We start from the raw sequence: 16,178 nt of genomic DNA, 5'->3' as shown, positions 1-16,178 counted from the left end.
GCGTGTCGGAGGTCAACGGGCGGGAACAAGCCGAACGCGTGCTGGTCCGCGGGTTCGGGGCGCTCCGGCTCGCGCAGTACGCCACGGCCGGGGCGGCCGCCGTCTCCACCGACCGGTCGGCATACCTGCGGCCGGGCGTCGTGTTCGGCCTCTACGCCGTGGCCGCCGTGTGGTCGCTGGTGCTCTACGGAGCCGCGCTGCGCGGGCGGCGCATCACGTCGCTCGCCGTCGTCGCCGACGTCCTGCTCATCGGGGTCGCGCTCGTGGTCATCGGCCGGTTGACCGCGCCCGGCCACGCGATCGGGTGGGCGAACTGGACCGTCGGGCCAGCGAACGCGGCCGGCGTGCTCGCCGTCGTGTTCAGCCCACGCTGGCTGGCCGGACCGTCGATCCTGCTGCTGTCCGGCTGCTACCTCGCCGGCGTGTGGCGGGATCTCGCCGCCGACCCGTCGCTCCTCGCGTCCGTGACCGGCAACATCGGCTCGCTCGTCCTGTTCACCGTCGCCGCCGGATTCGCCGCGGCCTGGGTACGCTCGTCGGCGCGCGCCGCGGACGAGGCCCACGCGGCCGCGCTGGCGGCCCAGCGCCAGGCGGCCGACGCGGCCGCCCGGATGGCGTCGGTCGAGGCCCGGGACTGGGAGCGGCGGCGGCAGTACCGGAACCTGCACGACACGGTGCTGTCCACGCTGACCGTGGGCGCGATGGGGCAGATCGACCTCAACACCGAGCGGTTCCGCAGCCAGTGCGAGCGCGACGCGCGGTACCTGCGCTCCCTGATCACCGGGTCGGACGACGCGATGTCGACGGACCTCGGCGCCGGGCTCGGGCGTGTCATGCGTGACCTGGCGGCTCTCGGGCTGCGGATCGACCACAACGCGGCGGAACTGCCGACGGGCGTGCCCGGTCACGTCACCGAGGCGCTGCTCGGCGCGACCCGGGAGGCGCTCAACAACGCCCGCAAGCACGCGGGCACCGGGCAGGCGTGGCTGACGACCCGAGGCGACGACGCCGGCGGGGTACGCGTCACGGTCGTCGACCGGGGCGCCGGCTTCGTGCCCGCGGCCACGCGGAGCGGGTACGGCCTGCTGGGCTCGATCCGGCACCGCGTGGTCGAGGCCGGCGGCCAGTGCGACATCACCAGTACGCCCGGCGAGGGCACCACCGTGGAGATCACATGGAAACCGTCATAACCATCGGCGCCATCGACGACGAGAAGATGCTGCTCCAGTCGTTCGCGAACTGGTTCGGCAGCACGCCCGACATCCGCTTGACGGCGATGGCCGCGTCCGTCGACGAGTACCTTGCCGGACCCGACGCTCCGGCGATCGTGCTACTCGATCTCGACCTGGGCAACTTCACCGACCCGGCGCACAACGTCGCGCAACTGACCGCCACCGGCCGCCAGGTGATCGTCATTTCGGTGGTGAAGGACCGCCGCTGGGTGGTCTCCGCGACCGAGGCCGGCGCGGTGGCCTACATCCCCAAGGAACGCGATCTCAACGATCTGGCGGACACGATCCGGGCCGTGCACCGCGGCGAGACGCCAACGTCGCCGGAGCACGCGTTCCTGCTGAGCGACGACGACCGCCGCGGTCCGTCGCTGACACCTCGGGAACGGCAGATCCTGCTGGGGGTGGCGGAGGGCATGACGCACGCCGCCATCGCGCGGCGGCTCGGCATCGAGAAGAGCACGGTGAAGACCCACCTGGAACGGGTTCGGCAGAAGTACCGGGACGACGGCCGGCCGATCACCAATCCGGGTGACTACCTGAAGCGCGTCGGCGAGGATCCGATCCGTGGTGATCTGCCCTAGGCCGTACATCTGGTTTCCAACTGTCTGCCGTGGTGCGCGGCGCGCGACGCGACGATCCTGAGAGCAGAGCCGAGCCGATCCGAGTCCTGAACGATGTCGTCCTGGGGAGCACGAGTGAGTGAGGTGGCGGTCGCCAGCCTGCGGGAAATGGCCGGGCCGGACCTGTACCGGCGCAACGCCTTCCGGGTCACCGGCCTGCCGGTGGATGTGGACCGGCGCACCGCACGAGCGCGGCAGCAGCAGTTGACGGCGGCGCTGCGGGTCGGCGCGGACGTGGGCTGGCAGGGTTCCTCGGCAACCACCGAGGAGGTACGCGCCGCGTTCGACGGGGTGTTGGGCGATCCGCGCCGCCGCCTGGTGCACGAGGTGTTCGCCGTGTGGGGTACGCCGGACGGGTGCGAGTGCCCGGCGGGTGTGCACTACGACCACGACGCCGCGGTGCGGGCACACGCCGCGGCGCTCGACGTGGAGCCGGCCGACCTGCTGGCCGCGACCATCGCCGGCGGGCTACCGGGTCAGTGGACGGCGGCGGCGACGGCCTGGACGAAGACGCTCCGGTCGGCGTCGTTCTGGCGGCACCTGCACCACCGGGTGGAGCGGCTCGACGACAGGCAGCTCGACGCGTCCGCCGTGGAGGCGCTGCGCGCGGAGTTGCCGGTGGCGTTGGTGCGCCCACTCCTGCGGCTGGCGGCGTCCGCCGCCTATCCCGCTCCGCTGCGGAAGAACCTGGGTGAGTGGCCGGTGCCCGCCCGGGAACGCGACCGGCTGATCGAGGAAGCCGCCGAGCCGCTGTATGCGGAGCTGGAGTCCGCCGTCCGGGACCTGCACAGCCGGCTGGAGTCGGGTGACGCCGACGAGATCGTGACCGAGATGCGCGCGCGGGTGAAGCCGTTGCTGGCCCGGCTGGAGGGGTTGGCGCCGCGCGACGAGCACCGCCGGACGGACGCCGTCCGGGACAAGGTCGCGGTGCTGCTCAACAACTGCGCACTCGCCCGGCACCGGGCCACCGGACAGTACAAGGGCAAGGTAAAGGGCTGGCTGGCGGAGGCGGAGAAGCTCGCCACCGACCCGGAGACCCGGCGCCGGGTCCGGGAGAACCTGCGTGGCTTCGACGAGGCGGACGGAGCGCTCAACCAGTTCCGGTTCAGGGTCGACGAGATCCGCCGGACCCGCGGGCGGTACGAGGCCGCGAGGTTCCTGCGCGGCATCCTCGCCGAGGTCACCGACGAAGCGCTCGCGGTGGCCATCCGCGACATGCTGTCCGATCTGGAGGCCGGCGCGCCGGTCTCATACGACACACCCAGCCGACCGCTCCGGTACCGCACGCCGATCCGACTGTCTGACTGGGAGGAGTACGAGGCGCGGCGGCAGCGGCTCCGGGTGCTCGGTGTCCTCGCTCTCTGCGCGGTCGTGGTGGTGGCGCTCGTGCTCATCGTCAACGCCGTGACCGACGCGGGGACGGAATCGGTCGACATCCACCCGGTCGACTATGGCGACGTCTCGCAGGAAATCATCTGTGTCCGGGACGCGAACGACTGGCGCGACGGCGACACGGCGGTGACGACCGTGCCCTGCGGGCAGGAACACGCCGGCGAGGTGATCGCCTATCTGGGACTGCGGGAGGCAATCTCGTCCTGGCCCGGCGCGGACTACGACTACCTGGCCGGACTCGCGCGCTTCAGCTGTGGGGAGCAGGCGATCCACTTCGGACTGTCGTCGGATCCGTACACCACCGAGGTCGTCCTCCCCGCCCCGGACGTCGTCGTCAGTCCAGACTCGGTGTCCAACTACGCGACGTGCCTGGTGGTGCGTGCCGACGGCGAGCGTTGGTCGTTCCTGGCGGCCTCGCAACAGACCGGGGCCCAGCTCGCCGTACCGCGGCCGGTGACGTCCCGCCAGGGCCGGGACCACAACGCGCCGGCCGGATACTGTGTGGAACTCAAGCAGGAGCCGGACGGGGCGGACAACGTGTGGCCGATCGTGCGATGCGACAATCCCCACTGGGCCGAGATCCTCGGCTACCAGGCCCTGAACTGGCCCCCGCCCGGGCCACGGCTCACCGAGGACGCCGCCCGGGTGCGGCTGGCGGAGGAGGCGGGCCGGGCGTGCCAGCAGCTCGCGAGCCAGCTTCGGGTGCCCAGCACGTTCACGGTCACGCCGGTCCGCTCCGATTGGTGGACCGAGCAGAGTCAGCAGCGGATGTACGCGGCCTGCGTGGCACACCGCAAGGACGACCAGCCCTTCGACGGGCGAGCCCGGTAGGCCGGCATGGTGCCGCACAAGGAGTCGACGGTGGGTGCGGAAGCCCGCACGGGCGCGAGCGTGACGTTGCGCGTCACCTCCCCGGAGGGGAGGGTCCGGGGCGTGGAGCTGACGGACGGGCCCATCACGGTCGGGCGTACGGCGGCGGACCACACGCCGGACGTGGTCCTGGAGCCGGACCCGCAGCGCTGGGTCGGCCGCCTGCACTGCACACTGGACTCACGCGACGGCGGCTGGACGGTCACCGACAACGCGAGCGTCAACGGCACGCTGCTCCGTTCCCTGAGCGGACGCACCGAACGCCTGGTGGGAAGCTGCCGCCTGCGGCACGGCGACGCGCTGCTGATCCTCGGCGACATGTCCCCGGACGGCGAACCGCTGTACTGGGAGCTGACGCTGCTCGACCCGCACACCACGCAGGCCGCGCCGTTCGAGCCGGCGCCAGCGGTGCCGAACCGCGGGCCGTGCCTGCGGTACGACTGGGTAGCCGCGCGGGCGTACCGGATCGACGAGAGCGGTGAGACCCCGGTCAGCGGGCTGCGGCCACAGGGCCACCAGCTTTTGCGGTACATGGTGGGTCGCAGCAGCGCCGGTGCGGCGGTCGCGTGCGGGCACGAGGAGCTCATCACCGCGCTCTGGGGCCCACGGGAGGAGTGGCCGGCGGGCCGCGCCTACACCCGTGCCGACCTGGCCGGCGTCGTACGCGCGGTGCGCCGCGCCATCGAGTCGGATCCGTCCGTGCCGCGCATCCTGGAGACCATCACCGGCATCGGGTACCGGCTCATCGTCAAAGATCCCAAGGAAGACTCGTGAGTCTGCTGGAGAGCGGCGACCGCGTCACCGAAACGCTCGTGGTGGACCGGTTGCTCGGTGAGGGCGCGTTCGCCGAGGTGCACCGGGTACGCCACGAGTACCTCGGCTGGCAGGCCATGAAGGTCTTCAAGCGGGTCGCCTCCCTCGACGAGACCCGTACCCTGCTGGAGGAGGCCCGGCTGCTGTCCACATTGGGCCATCCGAACATCGTGCGGGTGTTCGACGCCGGCACCGTGCGTACCCCGCAGGGCGTCCGGGGATTTTTCACCATGGAGTACGTGGCCGGGGGCAGCCTCGAACGGCTGATCCGCGCGCACGCGCCCACGATGCCGGTGGCGCTGGCGGTCGAGGCGGCCGAACAGATCGCCTCCGGCCTGACCGCCGCGCACGAACAGGACCCGCCGATCCTGCACCGCGACCTCACGCTGGCGAACATCCTCGTCGGATACGACGGCAGCGGCCTGCGGATCCGGATCAGCGACTTCGGGCTCGCCAAGCGCGCCGACCCGTTCACGATGCTGGCCAGCGCCCAGGGCACGTTCGCCTTCATGGCGCCGGAGGTGCTGCGCCGCGAGGGGTACTCGCGGGCCAGCGACGTGTGGTCGGTGGGCACGATCGTGTACCTGCTGTTGACCAACCGCCTGCCCTACGACGACGGTGGGCCGCTGTCGTCGTACTCGCCGGGTCGGTTCGCGCGGGTGCCGCTGCCGCCCAGCCGGTACCACCCCGAGGTGGACCCGGAGCTGGACCAGATCTTGCTGTCCACACTGGAGGTTGACCCGGCCGATCGGCCGGCCTCCGCCGGCGTGTTGGCCGCCAGACTGCGCAGCCGGCGCCTTGGCGGCAACTCCGCCCGCAGCCGGGAAGAGCCGCCCGACGCCCGGGCCCTGCGGCTTGCCGAGCAGGCGCTGGCACTGGCCCGGCACGCCGGCCAGCTCGACCGGGCGGCGGGCCTGATGGCGGAGGCGCTCGAACTGTCGCCGGGCCTGCGCGCCCGCTACCTGCCCAAGTTGAACCTGTGGCGACGAGGGGTGACGATGTGAAACGCATGACCCGACTGCGCGAGGAGCTTCGCCAGCGCCGGCATCATCGGGAGTTCCGGATTGCGCCTCCGATGTGGACGGAGCCCCAGCGGGCCCGGCTGGAGGATCTGCTGACGGCGGTCCGGAACGCGAAGCCGGACGAGAAGGAAGCGCCACCCGCGCAACCGGACGAGAAGGAAGCGCCGCCCGCGCAGCCGGACGAGAAGGAAGCGCCACCCGCGCAGCCGGACGGGGCGGCACTCGCGACGGCCGTCACGAACCTGTGGCGGGCCCAGCGAAAGCTCGCCCCGGCCGGCGAGCGGCCCTCGCCCCGCGACCGCCAGGCCACCCGGTATCTGCGCACCTCCACCGAGGCGCTGGCCGACGCCGGCCTGGTCGTCCAGGACCACGACGGCGACGTCTTCAACCCGGGGCGGGAGCTCGAAGTCCTGGTGTACCAGGAGAACCCGGCCCTGAGCACCGAGACCGTCATCGAGACCGTACGGCCGTCCGTCTATCTGCACGGCCGCCTCATCCAGATGGGACAGGTCATCGTCGGTACTCCCACTCAGCAGGTTGACGGAAGGAACGAGCATGCGTGACACCATCGACTTCGGCATCGACCTCGGCACCACCAACAGCGCGATCGCGGTGGTGGAGGAGGACGGCAGCGTCGCCGTCATCAAGAACAACGACGGCTGGGACTTCACCCCGTCGGCGGTGTGGATCCCGAAGCCCGGGGTCGTGCACGTCGGACGCCGCGCACGCGAACGGGTACAGAGTGACCCGGAAAACGCGGCCGCCGAGTTCAAGCTGGAGATGGGACTGGCCGACGCCGGCAAGCGGTTCGGCAAGGCCGGCAGCACGCTGACGCCGCCGCAGCTCTCCGCCGAGGTGCTCAAGTCGCTGCGGGCGGACGCCGCGCACCACAGCGGCAGCCCGCCGGAGGCGGCGGTCATCACCGTGCCAGCCGCGTTCTCGCTCAACCAGAACAAGGCAACGCTGGAGGCGGCGGCGCTCGCCGGGCTCAGCGCCGCGTGCCCGCTCGTCCAGGAGCCCACCGCGGCAGCCTTCGCGTACGGCTTCCACGACGCGGACGACCGGGCCTACTGGATGGTGTTCGACTTCGGCGGCGGCACGTTCGACGCGGCGGTCGTGAGCAAGCGGGACGGCGACCTGCGGGTGCTGAACCACGCCGGCGACCCGTACCTGGGCGGCAAGCTCATCGACTGGGCGGTGGTGGAGCGGATCCTGGCCCCGGCCGCCGCGGCCGAGTTCGGCTTCGCCGACTTCCACCGCGAGAACCCGGAATGGCGGCTGAACTTCGCCAAGCTGAAGTGGCTCGCCGAGGAGGGCAAGATCCAGCTCTCCCGCCGGGACGCGATCGACCTGGTGGTGGACCTGACGGTCAGCGGAGGTGACATCGAGACGTTCGAGTACACGCTCCGGCGGGACGAGCTCGACCGGGTCGCCGAGCCGTTCTACGCCCGGGCGACAAACCTGTGCCGCACCGCGCTCGCCGACAGTGGGTTGAGTGCGGACGACATCGACCGGCTGCTGCTCGTCGGCGGCACCACCCTCGCGCCCGGACTGCGGGAGCGCCTCGCCGACGGCCGCGACGGCCTCGGCATCGCGCTCGACACCAGCCTGGATCCGACCACCGTGGTCGCCCGCGGTGCCGCCATCTTCGCCAGTACCGTCCGGCGCCCCGACCCACCGTCGTTCCAACCGGCCGCCGGCGAGTTCGCCCTCCAACTCGCGTACGAGCCGAGCGTCACGACCACCACACCCGTGGTCGCTGGCAAGGTGCACGGCACCGCACCGGTGGACTGGACCGGGTACGGCGTGACGCTCAGCAACCCGGACGGGCAGCCGCCGTTCCGCACCGGACGGGTCGTGCTGAACGCCGAGGGTGCCTTCCTGACCGAGGTCGCCATCGATCCACACCGGACCTCGCGGTTCACGGTGGAACTCACGGACGGGTCCGGCGTACCGCAGAAGGTGTCGCCCGACTCGCTGTCCATCACGCACCGGGAGGTCGAGTTCGGCGGTGCCCGGCTGACCCACTCGCTCGGCATCCAGCTCGCCGACCGCGCGTTCGCGCCACTGCTGCGCAAGGGCGCGACGCTGCCGACCCGAGCACGCGAGGTGTTCCGCACCGCCGCGGCGCTGCGCCGCTCGGACGCCGAGGCCGTGGTCCGGATCCCGGTGGTGCAGGGCGAACGGGGCCGCGCCGACCGCAACCGCCCGGTCGGCATGCTGGAGATCCGCCCGCTGGACGTGCGGATCGACCTGCCCGCCGGAACCGAGGTCGAGGTGACGTTCGAGGTGGACGCCTCCAGCCTCGTCACCGTCGTCGCCGACGTGCCGCTGATCCAGGCCCAGTTCGAGGCGGAGATCAACCTCGACGAGGTGCGCACGCCGCAGCCGGACGAGCTGGCGTCCGCGCTGGCCGAGGCCGAGCAGCGGATGGCCGCGCTGCACGAGTCGCACGCGTCGGAGGTACCGGAGGTACGCGACCGGTTGCGGCGGCTCGACGACGAGGGCACCCTGACCACCGCGCGGGAACAGGTCCGGGCCGCCGCCGTGGACGCGGGCGCGGCCGCCACGGCCGAAGACCGGCTGCGCGAGGTGCAGGCGCAGCTCGACGACATCGAGGAGGCCGCCGACCAACCAGCGCTGGTACGGGAGCTGCGTGACCTGCTCGCCGAAACCGGCCGGCTGGTATCCGAGGTGGGGCACCCCGCCGACCGGTCGGCGCTCGCCGAGTTCCAGCGGCGCGCGAACGAGGCCATCGACAGCGGCAGCTCGGCGCGGATCAAGGCGGAGACCGAGCGGGTCACCGAGTTCCTCATCGAGCTCGAACGGCGGCAGCCGGGCTGGTCGGTACGCCTGTTCTACGCGCTGTGCGAGCAGCAGGGCCGGATGCAGCCGTCCGGTGAGGCCCGCAAGCTCGTCCGGGAAGGCAAGGAAGCGCTGGCCGCTGGTGACGAACCCGCGCTCGACGCGGTCAACTCGCGGCTCGTCCGGCTGCTGCCGCGCGAGGAGCAGCCGAAGATCATCGGGCTGGTCGGCCGGTGACCGCGCCGGACCTGGGTACCGACCTGACGCTGAGCCGGGCCATGGCCGCCGCCCGGCGCGGCGACCTGGACGGTGCGGCCCAGACTCTCGCCGCGTTGGACGGCGCCGAGCCGGCCGCCCTCGACCTGCTCGCCCGGATCCGCGCCCAGCAAGGACGCTGGCAGGAGGCGGACGCGTCCTGGGCGGCGGTCCAGGCGATCGACCCGGGCCACGAGGGCGCCGCTGCGGGCCGGCGGGCGGTCGCCGCCATCCTCGCCGGTGATCGCCGGCCGCGTCCGGTCGCGCCGCGGGTGGGCCTCGCGGCGGCCGGGGTGGTGGTGGTCGCGGTCGCCGCCGGTACCGCGATCGTGCTCCCGTCGCTGTCAGCCCCGCCGCCCGCGAAGCCCGTCGCGTCGGTGGCCGCCTCCACGCCGGACACCGCGGCATTGGACGCGGAGCGGCGCCGTGCCGCGGAGTTGCAGGGCCGGCTCCAGCAGATCGAGGCGGATCGGGCGGCCGCCGCCCAGGCGTTGGCCGCCCGGCTCGACGCTATTGCCCGCGGCGTCACCCTGCCCGGCGTGGTGGTGCAGCGCCGCCCGGACACGGTGGAGGTCTATTTCCGGAAGGGCCTGTTCAGCCGCGACGCCTGGCTGACCGCGAACGGTGCCGAGATGCTCGCCGCCGTCGGCCGCCGCCTGCCCGACCTCGACGTGACGGTCACCGTGGTCGGGCACAGCGTGCCGGTGCCGGGCGGACGCACCAGCGGCGGCTCGGGTACGGCGCTGAGCCGGGCCCGGGTCGCGGCGCGGGAGCTGGCGGAGGCCGGCGACCTGCCACTGACCGCTTTCACCCTGCGCTCCGCCGACCAGTCCGAGGGCCCGTTCCGGGAGCCGGCCCGCAACCGCACCGCGAGCCTCGTCCTCACCCCCTCATGATCAGGAGTAGTCGAGTTTCACGGTGTGTGGTGGAACGTCCGGACCAGGTCCTCGACCCGGGCCCGCAGGGTCAGGAACTCCGGCGTCCGCTTGAGGCCGAGATCCCGATCGTCCGGCAGGTCCAGCGTGATGTCGGCGGCGACCCGGCCCGGGTCGCTGGCCAGCACCACCACCCGCTGCCCGAGGAAGACCGCCTCCTCCACATCGTGCGTGACCATCAGCACGGTGGTGCCGGTGTCCCGCCACACCCGCCGGATGAAGAGCTGCATGTCCTCCTTGGTCTGCACGTCCAGCGCGCCGAACGGCTCGTCGAGCAGCAGCACGTCCGGCTCGCAGGCCAGTGCCCGGGCGATGGCCACCCGCTGCCGCTGCCCGCCGGAGAGCTGCTTCGGCAGCGCCGAGCGGAGTGTGGTCAGGCCGGTCTCCTCCAGATACCAGGCGACCCGGCGGGCCCGCTCCGCCCGGTCGATCCGGAGCAGTTCCAGGCCGAAGGCGACGTTGCGCTCGACCGTCCGCCACGGATAGACCGCGCCGCTCTGCGACACCAGGCCCCGGTCCGGGCCGGGCCCGCGCACCGGGTTGCCGTCGAGCAGGATCTCCCCGCTCGACGGCCGGTCGAGGCCGGCGACCAGGGAGAGCAGGGTGGACTTGCCGGAGCCGCTGGCGCCGACGACGCAGACGAAGGAGGTACGGGCAATCCGCAGGTGGACGTCGGTCAGCGCGGGGACGTCCCGGCCGTGCCGCCGGAACACCCGGTCGACGCCGACAAGTTCGAGCAGCCCGGCCGTCACGGCACCCACCGCCCGAGCCGGTCCCGGGTGATCCGGAGTACGACGTCGGCGGTCACCCCGATCAGCCCGATCACCACCAGGATGGCGAAGATCTTGTCGGTCTGGGTGAACCGCTGGGCGAGCAGGATCCGCTTGCCCAGACCCTCCTGGCTGTTCACCAGCTCGGCGACCACCACCAGGCCCCAGGCGGCGGCGAAGTTCACCCGTACCGCGTCGACGATCCCAGGCAGCGCGTACGGCAGGATCACCTTGCGCAGCACCTCACCGCCCCGGGCACCGAGCGTGTACGAGACGTTGACCAGGTCGATCGGCACCTGCCGGACCGCGTCGGCGACCATCAGCATGTTGAAGAAGACGGTGCCGATGAAGATCAGAGCGATCTTCGGCGCCTCGCCGATGCCGAGCCAGATCAGCAGCAACGGGGTGAACGCCGCCGCCGGCAGATAGCGCAGCAGTCCGCTGACCGGCTCCAGGGCGGACCGGGCCGCCGCGAAACTGCCCATCGCCACCCCGAGCGGTACCGCCACGGCCACGCCGAGCCCGTACCCGTAGAGGATCCGCCGGACGGTGGCCCAGGCGTCGGTGAACAGCTCCCCAGTGCCGGCCATCTCGACCCCGGCCGACCAGACCGCACCCGGCGGTGGCAGGAACCGGGGGTCGACCGCCCCGGTCGCGCCGAGCAGCAGCCAGGTCAGCAGCGGCAGCGCGACCGAGGCGAGCACCAGGACGGTTCGGGTCCGGCCCGACAGCGGCGTACGCAACGCCAGCACCCTGCCCGGCGGCCGGGCCGGGCGCCGCCGGGGCAGCGATCCGAAGAGTTGCCGGGCGGTCGGCGGGCGCTGTGCCGTCGTCCGCTCGGGGGTGTCGGGGCTGACCAGGCGCTCCATCAGGTCACCGCGCGCACGAACGTCGAGTCGAGCAACCCGTCCAGCGACGGCTTGCCCGGAGCCAGCTCGGTACGGACCAGGAACTCGGCGATCCGGTTGGCCTGGAAGTCCAGGTGGGTCGGGTCCCCGCCCGGGGTGAACGCGGCGATGTTCTGCTCTCGGGTGAAGATCGTGGTGCCGGCGTTGTACGTCCGGTAGTCGGCCTCGCTCACCCCGCCCCGACGGGCCATGATCGCCACCGCCTCGGCCTCGTTGGCCGCGATCCACTCCAGGGTGTCGAACCAGGTCTGCACCACCTTCTGCACCTGCTCCGGATGGTCCCGCAGGTAGCCGCTGTCGAAGGCGAGGTGGTCCGGGATCGCTCCCGGGAAGTCCTTCGAGGTGGCGATGGCCCGGCTCCCCGCCCGGCCCAGCGCGGTGGTGGTGAACGGCGCGAACGCCCCGACCGCGTCGACCTGCCCGGCCACGAAGGCCGCCGCCGCGGCGTCGGTCAGCAGCGGGGTCAGGGTGATGTCCTCCTCGGCCAGTCCCGCCTTTTCGAGGGCGAGGAGCAGCAGGTAGTGGTCGACGGTGCCCTGCTCCACCGCGACCTTCCTGCCGCGCAGCCCGGCCATGTCGTCGATGCCGGGCGCCGCGATGATCTGGTCGTTGCCGGTCGAGTTGTCGTTGACCAGCACGATGGTCTGCTTCGCCCCGCCGCTGACCGAGGTGAGGGTGTCGTTCAGGGTCTGGCTGTTGGCGTCGAGGTTGCCGGTGCTCAGCGCCTGGAGGCTGTCGGTGTAGCTGTCGAACCAGGTCAGTTCGACGTCGACGCCGTTCGCCTCGAACAGCCCCTTCTCCTGGGCGACCTGCCAGGGGAACCAGCCCGGCCAGGCGCTGAAGCCGAGGCGTACCGTCGTCGACCCGGCGGCGCCGGAGTCGCCGCCGTCACCGCAGCCGGCCGTCGCGCCGAGCAGGGCGGTGCAGGCAGCCACCGCCAACAGCCGGGTCAGCGGGCGTCTTCTCATGACTTCCTCCCGGGGAGGTGGCCGGCGCGCACGAGGCAGCCCAGGGTGTCGCAGATGACCCGGGTGGCGATGAGCGAGGTGATCTCCGCGTTGTCGTACGGCGGGGAGCACTCGACCACCTCGATGCCGGCGAGCGGCCGCTCGGCGATGAGTTGGATGAACTTGAGGACCTCGCGGGGCAGGAAGCCGCCCGGCTCGGGCCAGCCGGTGCCGGGGACGAACGCGGCGTCGAGGCAGTCGACGTCGAAGGAGAGCCAGACCGCCTCCGCACCGTCCCAGGCGACCTCCAGGGCCTTCTGGGCGGCGGCCTCGATCCCCATCTCGACGCAGTCGGTGACGGTCATGATGGTGGTGCCGCGCTCCCGGCCGACCTTCACCCCGGGCCGGGGCGCCTGCCAGCCGCCGATGCCGATCTGCACCAGGTTCTTCGGCGGCACGTTCGGGATGTCGGTGGCGTGGAACCACGGGGTGGTGTGCATCCGCTCGTCGAGATCGGTCTCCTGGGTGTCGACGTGCCGGTCGAAGTGGATGATGCCCAGGTTGCCGTCCAGGTGCTCGGCGACGCCGCGTACGGTCGGGTAGCCGATCGAGTGGTCGCCGCCGAGCACCACCGGGAAGGCACCCGAGGCGTAGACGTGGCTGACCGCCTTGGAGATCTGGTCGAAGGTCTTCTCGATGTTGCCGGGGATGGTGAAGACGTCACCGAGGTCGGCGATCGTGATCGACTCCCGCAGGTCGACGCCGAGTTCGAAGCTGTACGGCCCGTACAGCGCGGAGATCTTCCGGATGCCCTGCGGCCCGAACCGGGTCCCGGGCCGGTACGTCGTACCGCCGTCGAACGGGGCGCCGAGCACGGCCACGTCGTACTCGCCACAGATGGTGACGTCCTCGACGTACGGCGCCTTGAGAAAGGTGTTGATGCCGGCGAAGTGCGGTAGCTCGCCACGGGAGAAGGTGGGGATCCGGCGGTCCACGATCGAGTCGGCGCCGGGCAGTCCGAGCCGCAGGCCGCGCTCGACCTCGGCCTCCCACCGGGTGGTCGGCAGCTCCGCCTCCCGCCGCACCGCGTAGCGGGCCTCCGGACCGTAGTTGTCGTGCAGCAGCGGGTCGGGCTCACCCGGACGGTCGTCCGAGCGGCCATGCGGATGTTGATCGTGTGCGAAACCCATGGGCACCTCCGGGAAAGGTCGCCCGGCCGGGAACAGCCGGGTGTGGCTGTCTCCCGGGCTTTTGTCCCGCCGTGGAACGGCGCCGACCGCGCCGCCGGCCCCGCCTGCGCCTCTCGGACCAGTCCCGCCCCTGTCCGGGGCGACGGAACCCTAGGCGCGCCTCAGTGGATGAGTCGCATCGAAACGTAAGGGCCATGGGTTTCCCGCGTTTTGCCCGCCCGTTGCCGGCAGGTATCGGCCGCGATCGACATCACGCCCGGGTGCCGCCGCGCCGCGCCCCGGCTCCCCGTCGCCGGACCGGCGTCGGCGCGGCGGTCCGAGCACCCGATGGAACGCACCGCACGAGTGACGGTGCCAACAAAGTTCCCTATCAGACCCTATCTTGGGTAGGTTAGATGCTGATGGGTAACGAGATGTATTCGGTCGAGCAGGTGGCTGACCGGCTCGGCCTGCACGTCCGGACCGTGCGTGGCTACATCCGCTCGGGCCGGCTCCGGGCGGTACGGATCGGCAAGCAGTACCGGATCGCCCGGGCCGACCTCGACGCGCTGACCGGCACCGGCCCGCCCCGGCCCGGCGGCCCCGCTGCGGTGGAGGTGTCGAGCATCGTGCAGATCGACGGCATCGACCGGTCCGGAGCCGACCGGCTCGGCACCTTCCTGCTCGCCGGGGCGAACACCCACCACGACCCCGGGCGCCCGCTGCGGGTGCAGACCGTCCACGACGAGGAACGAGGCCGAATGAAGATCGTGATACTCGGTGACGCCGCCGCCACCGCCGAGCTGCTGCACCTGCTCGACGCCGTGCTTCACGGCGACAACGGCCTGCTCAGCGGGGAGGTGGCGGATGCCTGACGAGATCCAGGACCGGGCCGGGGTGTCGGTGCTGGTCTGCGACCCGGGCGGCCCGCCGATCGCCACCGAGCAGGACGCACTGGACCTGATCGGCGCGGCCTTCCTCGGCGCCACGGTGGTGGCGGTGCCGGCGAGCCGGCTGGACGCGAGCTTCTTCTCCCTCGGCACCCGCTTCGCCGGAGAGGTCATGCAGAAGTTCGTCAACTACCGGCTGCGGCTGGTGGTGGTCGGCGACATCTCCGCGCAGCTCGCGACCAGTTCGGCGTTGCGCGCCCTGGTCGAGGAGTCCAACAAGGCGGACCACGTCTGGTTCGTACCGGATCTCGACGCCCTCGACGACCGGCTCCGCGCCCTGACCGACCGGCCCGGTCGCCGCCCGGCCTGACGCCGCTCGCCGGCGGCCTACGCCCGGGCGGGACGTGCCCGTCGTACCGGCCCGGTAGCCTGCCCGGCGTGGACAGCCCAGCGGGGGCCGGAGTCGGGTCGCCCGACGAGCGGGCGGCCCGGCGTGCCGTGCTCGATCACATACTGGCGCTGGTCGCGGCGGCACCCTGCGGCGATGCCCTGGTACTGCGCGGCAGCATGACCATGCGGTCGTGGGTGGGTGACCGGGCACGCGAGCCCGGCGACCTCGACTGGGTGGTCCGGCCGGGCGCAGCGATCCCGCTCGACGACCTGCACCCGCACCCCTACATCGACCGCCTCGACCCGGTCCGGCTCTGGCCGGAGGCGGTGCACGGGGTACCCCCGGACGAGCCCTGGATGTTCGAGGACTTCGACACCGGTGGGCTGCCGGCGCGGCTGCCCCCGGAGGGGCTGCACTGGGTCGAGGCCGCGGAGACCGCGCTGCTGCCCAGTCCGCACCAGGACGTCGTCGAACTGCTGCGCCGGCATCCCGATGCGGGCGGCGACCTCCGCATCGACCCGGACGCGATCATCGAGGACGACACCCGGGGCTACTCGTACGACTCGGGATACCGCGACTTCGCCGAGGAGGGCGGCGGCGGGAGCCGTCTCCTCGTGCCCTGGCGGGTCGGCGACGCGCTCTCCGGCACGGTACAGCTCGATTTCGCGTACGACGAGCGGCTGCCCGAGCCGCCCCGGCTGCTCGCGGTGCCCCGGCGGGACGGGACCGACCCGCCGACGGTGGTGTGGGCGGCGACGCCGGAGCTCTCGCTGGCCTGGAAACTCCAGTGGCTCTGCATCGACCAGGCGACCGACGGGCTGTCGGCCGGAAAGGACCTCTACGACGCGGTGCTGCTCGCCGAACTGCCCGGGGTACGCCTGCCGGCCCGGTTGCTCCGTACGCTGCTGCGCCGGATCCCCGACCCGGACCTGCTGCGGCCGGCGGCGGTCCGGGGCTGGACGGTCGACTGGTCGGCCCTGCCCGGCGCGCATCCGCCGGCCGGGGCCGATCCGGCGCCCTGGCTCGACCGGCTGGCCGCCGCACTGGCGCCGGACCTCCCGCCGTAGTCAGCTCGTTCCCAGCACACCACGGCGGAGCGTACCTCGCCGATGTGGACCGCCGGAGGAGCCGACCGCCGACGGCGGCCGGGCCCGGCGGG

At 72.4% G+C, this 16,178-nt stretch carries 15 protein-coding genes and 1 riboswitch; of the genes, 11 read left to right on the top strand and 4 right to left on the bottom strand.

The window, feature by feature from the left end; translation table 11 throughout:
* Nucleotides 1-2 precede the first annotated feature (2 nt).
* The 8 genes from ACSMXO_RS17260 to ACSMXO_RS17225 all read left to right on the top strand — a co-directional run bounded on the left by ACSMXO_RS17260 (nt 3) and on the right by ACSMXO_RS17225 (nt 9,905).
* On the top strand, nt 3-1,190 hold the full coding sequence (locus ACSMXO_RS17260; protein WP_455418532.1) for a sensor histidine kinase: 1,188 nt from the start codon (nt 3-5) through the stop codon (nt 1,188-1,190).
* Nucleotides 1,175-1,813, top strand: a complete 639-nt coding sequence (locus tag ACSMXO_RS17255; RefSeq protein ID WP_455418531.1) for a LuxR C-terminal-related transcriptional regulator — start codon at nt 1,175-1,177, stop codon at nt 1,811-1,813. The genes ACSMXO_RS17260 and ACSMXO_RS17255 overlap by 16 nt, the downstream gene beginning before the upstream one ends.
* A gap of 114 nt (nt 1,814-1,927) precedes the next feature.
* On the top strand, nt 1,928-4,075 hold the full coding sequence (locus ACSMXO_RS17250; protein ID WP_455418530.1) for a hypothetical protein: 2,148 nt from the start codon (nt 1,928-1,930) through the stop codon (nt 4,073-4,075).
* Nucleotides 4,076-4,105: 30 nt separating this feature from the next.
* Nucleotides 4,106-4,888 carry an FHA domain-containing protein gene (locus ACSMXO_RS17245; protein WP_455418529.1) on the top strand — a complete coding sequence of 261 codons (783 nt, stop codon included), beginning with the start codon at nt 4,106-4,108 and terminating at the stop codon, nt 4,886-4,888.
* The gene (locus tag ACSMXO_RS17240) at nt 4,885-5,931 is read left to right on the top strand and encodes a serine/threonine-protein kinase (RefSeq protein ID WP_455418528.1); all 1,047 of its coding nucleotides are present in this window, start codon (nt 4,885-4,887) and stop codon (nt 5,929-5,931) included. The genes ACSMXO_RS17245 and ACSMXO_RS17240 overlap by 4 nt, the downstream gene beginning before the upstream one ends.
* A 5-nt stretch (nt 5,932-5,936) precedes the next feature.
* On the top strand, nt 5,937-6,512 hold the full coding sequence (locus ACSMXO_RS17235; protein ID WP_455418527.1) for a hypothetical protein: 576 nt from the start codon (nt 5,937-5,939) through the stop codon (nt 6,510-6,512).
* Nucleotides 6,505-8,991, top strand: a complete 2,487-nt coding sequence (locus ACSMXO_RS17230) for an Hsp70 family protein (RefSeq protein ID WP_455418526.1) — start codon at nt 6,505-6,507, stop codon at nt 8,989-8,991. Before ACSMXO_RS17235 ends, ACSMXO_RS17230 begins: the two co-directional genes overlap by 8 nt.
* Nucleotides 8,988-9,905, top strand: a complete 918-nt coding sequence (locus ACSMXO_RS17225; RefSeq protein ID WP_455418525.1) for a hypothetical protein — start codon at nt 8,988-8,990, stop codon at nt 9,903-9,905. The genes ACSMXO_RS17230 and ACSMXO_RS17225 overlap by 4 nt, the downstream gene beginning before the upstream one ends.
* 17 nt (nt 9,906-9,922) lie before the next feature.
* Here ACSMXO_RS17225 and ACSMXO_RS17220 read toward each other — a convergent pair whose 3' ends face one another.
* From ACSMXO_RS17220 to ACSMXO_RS17205, 4 genes are read right to left on the bottom strand one after another with little or no spacing between them, the layout of a single operon-like run.
* Nucleotides 9,923-10,705, bottom strand: coding sequence for an ABC transporter ATP-binding protein (locus ACSMXO_RS17220; RefSeq protein ID WP_455418524.1), 783 nt, complete (start codon nt 10,703-10,705; stop codon nt 9,923-9,925).
* Nucleotides 10,693-11,583, bottom strand: coding sequence for an ABC transporter permease (locus ACSMXO_RS17215; RefSeq protein ID WP_455418523.1), 891 nt, complete (start codon nt 11,581-11,583; stop codon nt 10,693-10,695). Before ACSMXO_RS17215 ends, ACSMXO_RS17220 begins: the two co-directional genes overlap by 13 nt.
* Complete coding sequence (locus tag ACSMXO_RS17210) at nt 11,583-12,590, bottom strand: ABC transporter substrate-binding protein (RefSeq protein ID WP_455418522.1); 1,008 nt, start codon at nt 12,588-12,590, stop codon at nt 11,583-11,585. Before ACSMXO_RS17210 ends, ACSMXO_RS17215 begins: the two co-directional genes overlap by 1 nt.
* Nucleotides 12,587-13,759 (bottom strand): agmatinase family protein, encoded by a 1,173-nt coding sequence (locus tag ACSMXO_RS17205; RefSeq protein ID WP_455418521.1) that lies wholly within the window; start codon nt 13,757-13,759, stop codon nt 12,587-12,589. Before ACSMXO_RS17205 ends, ACSMXO_RS17210 begins: the two co-directional genes overlap by 4 nt.
* 48 nt (nt 13,760-13,807) lie before the next feature.
* Nucleotides 13,808-13,924, bottom strand: a riboswitch (guanidine-I (ykkC/yxkD leader).
* 236 nt (nt 13,925-14,160) lie between these two features.
* Between ACSMXO_RS17205 and ACSMXO_RS17200 the strand changes: the two genes are divergently transcribed.
* The 3 genes from ACSMXO_RS17200 to ACSMXO_RS17190 all read left to right on the top strand — a co-directional run bounded on the left by ACSMXO_RS17200 (nt 14,161) and on the right by ACSMXO_RS17190 (nt 16,086).
* Nucleotides 14,161-14,613, top strand: a complete 453-nt coding sequence (locus ACSMXO_RS17200; RefSeq protein WP_455418520.1) for a helix-turn-helix domain-containing protein — start codon at nt 14,161-14,163, stop codon at nt 14,611-14,613.
* On the top strand, nt 14,606-14,998 hold the full coding sequence (locus ACSMXO_RS17195) for a DUF4180 domain-containing protein (RefSeq protein ID WP_455418519.1): 393 nt from the start codon (nt 14,606-14,608) through the stop codon (nt 14,996-14,998). The genes ACSMXO_RS17200 and ACSMXO_RS17195 overlap by 8 nt, the downstream gene beginning before the upstream one ends.
* A 68-nt stretch (nt 14,999-15,066) precedes the next feature.
* Nucleotides 15,067-16,086, top strand: coding sequence for a nucleotidyl transferase AbiEii/AbiGii toxin family protein (locus tag ACSMXO_RS17190; RefSeq protein ID WP_455418518.1), 1,020 nt, complete (start codon nt 15,067-15,069; stop codon nt 16,084-16,086).
* Nucleotides 16,087-16,178 lie beyond the last annotated feature (92 nt).

It is taken from the genome of Plantactinospora sp. DSM 117369, from assembly GCF_053764795.1.
This window is presented reverse-complemented; position numbering and strand designations above follow the sequence as displayed.

What these genes read in the sequence shown, in the direction of transcription:
- ACSMXO_RS17215 (WP_455418523.1), bottom strand. Translation starts at nt 11,583, where the DNA reads ATGGAGCGCCTGGTCAGCCCCGACACCCCCGAGCGGACGACGGCACAG.
- ACSMXO_RS17200 (WP_455418520.1), top strand. Translation starts at nt 14,161, where the DNA reads ATGGGTAACGAGATGTATTCGGTCGAGCAGGTGGCTGACCGGCTCGGC.
- ACSMXO_RS17230 (WP_455418526.1), top strand. Translation starts at nt 6,505, where the DNA reads ATGCGTGACACCATCGACTTCGGCATCGACCTCGGCACCACCAACAGC.
- ACSMXO_RS17235 (WP_455418527.1), top strand. Translation starts at nt 5,937, where the DNA reads ATGACCCGACTGCGCGAGGAGCTTCGCCAGCGCCGGCATCATCGGGAG.
- ACSMXO_RS17255 (WP_455418531.1), top strand. Translation starts at nt 1,175, where the DNA reads ATGGAAACCGTCATAACCATCGGCGCCATCGACGACGAGAAGATGCTG.
- ACSMXO_RS17195 (WP_455418519.1), top strand. Translation starts at nt 14,606, where the DNA reads ATGCCTGACGAGATCCAGGACCGGGCCGGGGTGTCGGTGCTGGTCTGC.
- ACSMXO_RS17210 (WP_455418522.1), bottom strand. Translation starts at nt 12,590, where the DNA reads ATGAGAAGACGCCCGCTGACCCGGCTGTTGGCGGTGGCTGCCTGCACC.
- ACSMXO_RS17205 (WP_455418521.1), bottom strand. Translation starts at nt 13,759, where the DNA reads ATGGGTTTCGCACACGATCAACATCCGCATGGCCGCTCGGACGACCGT.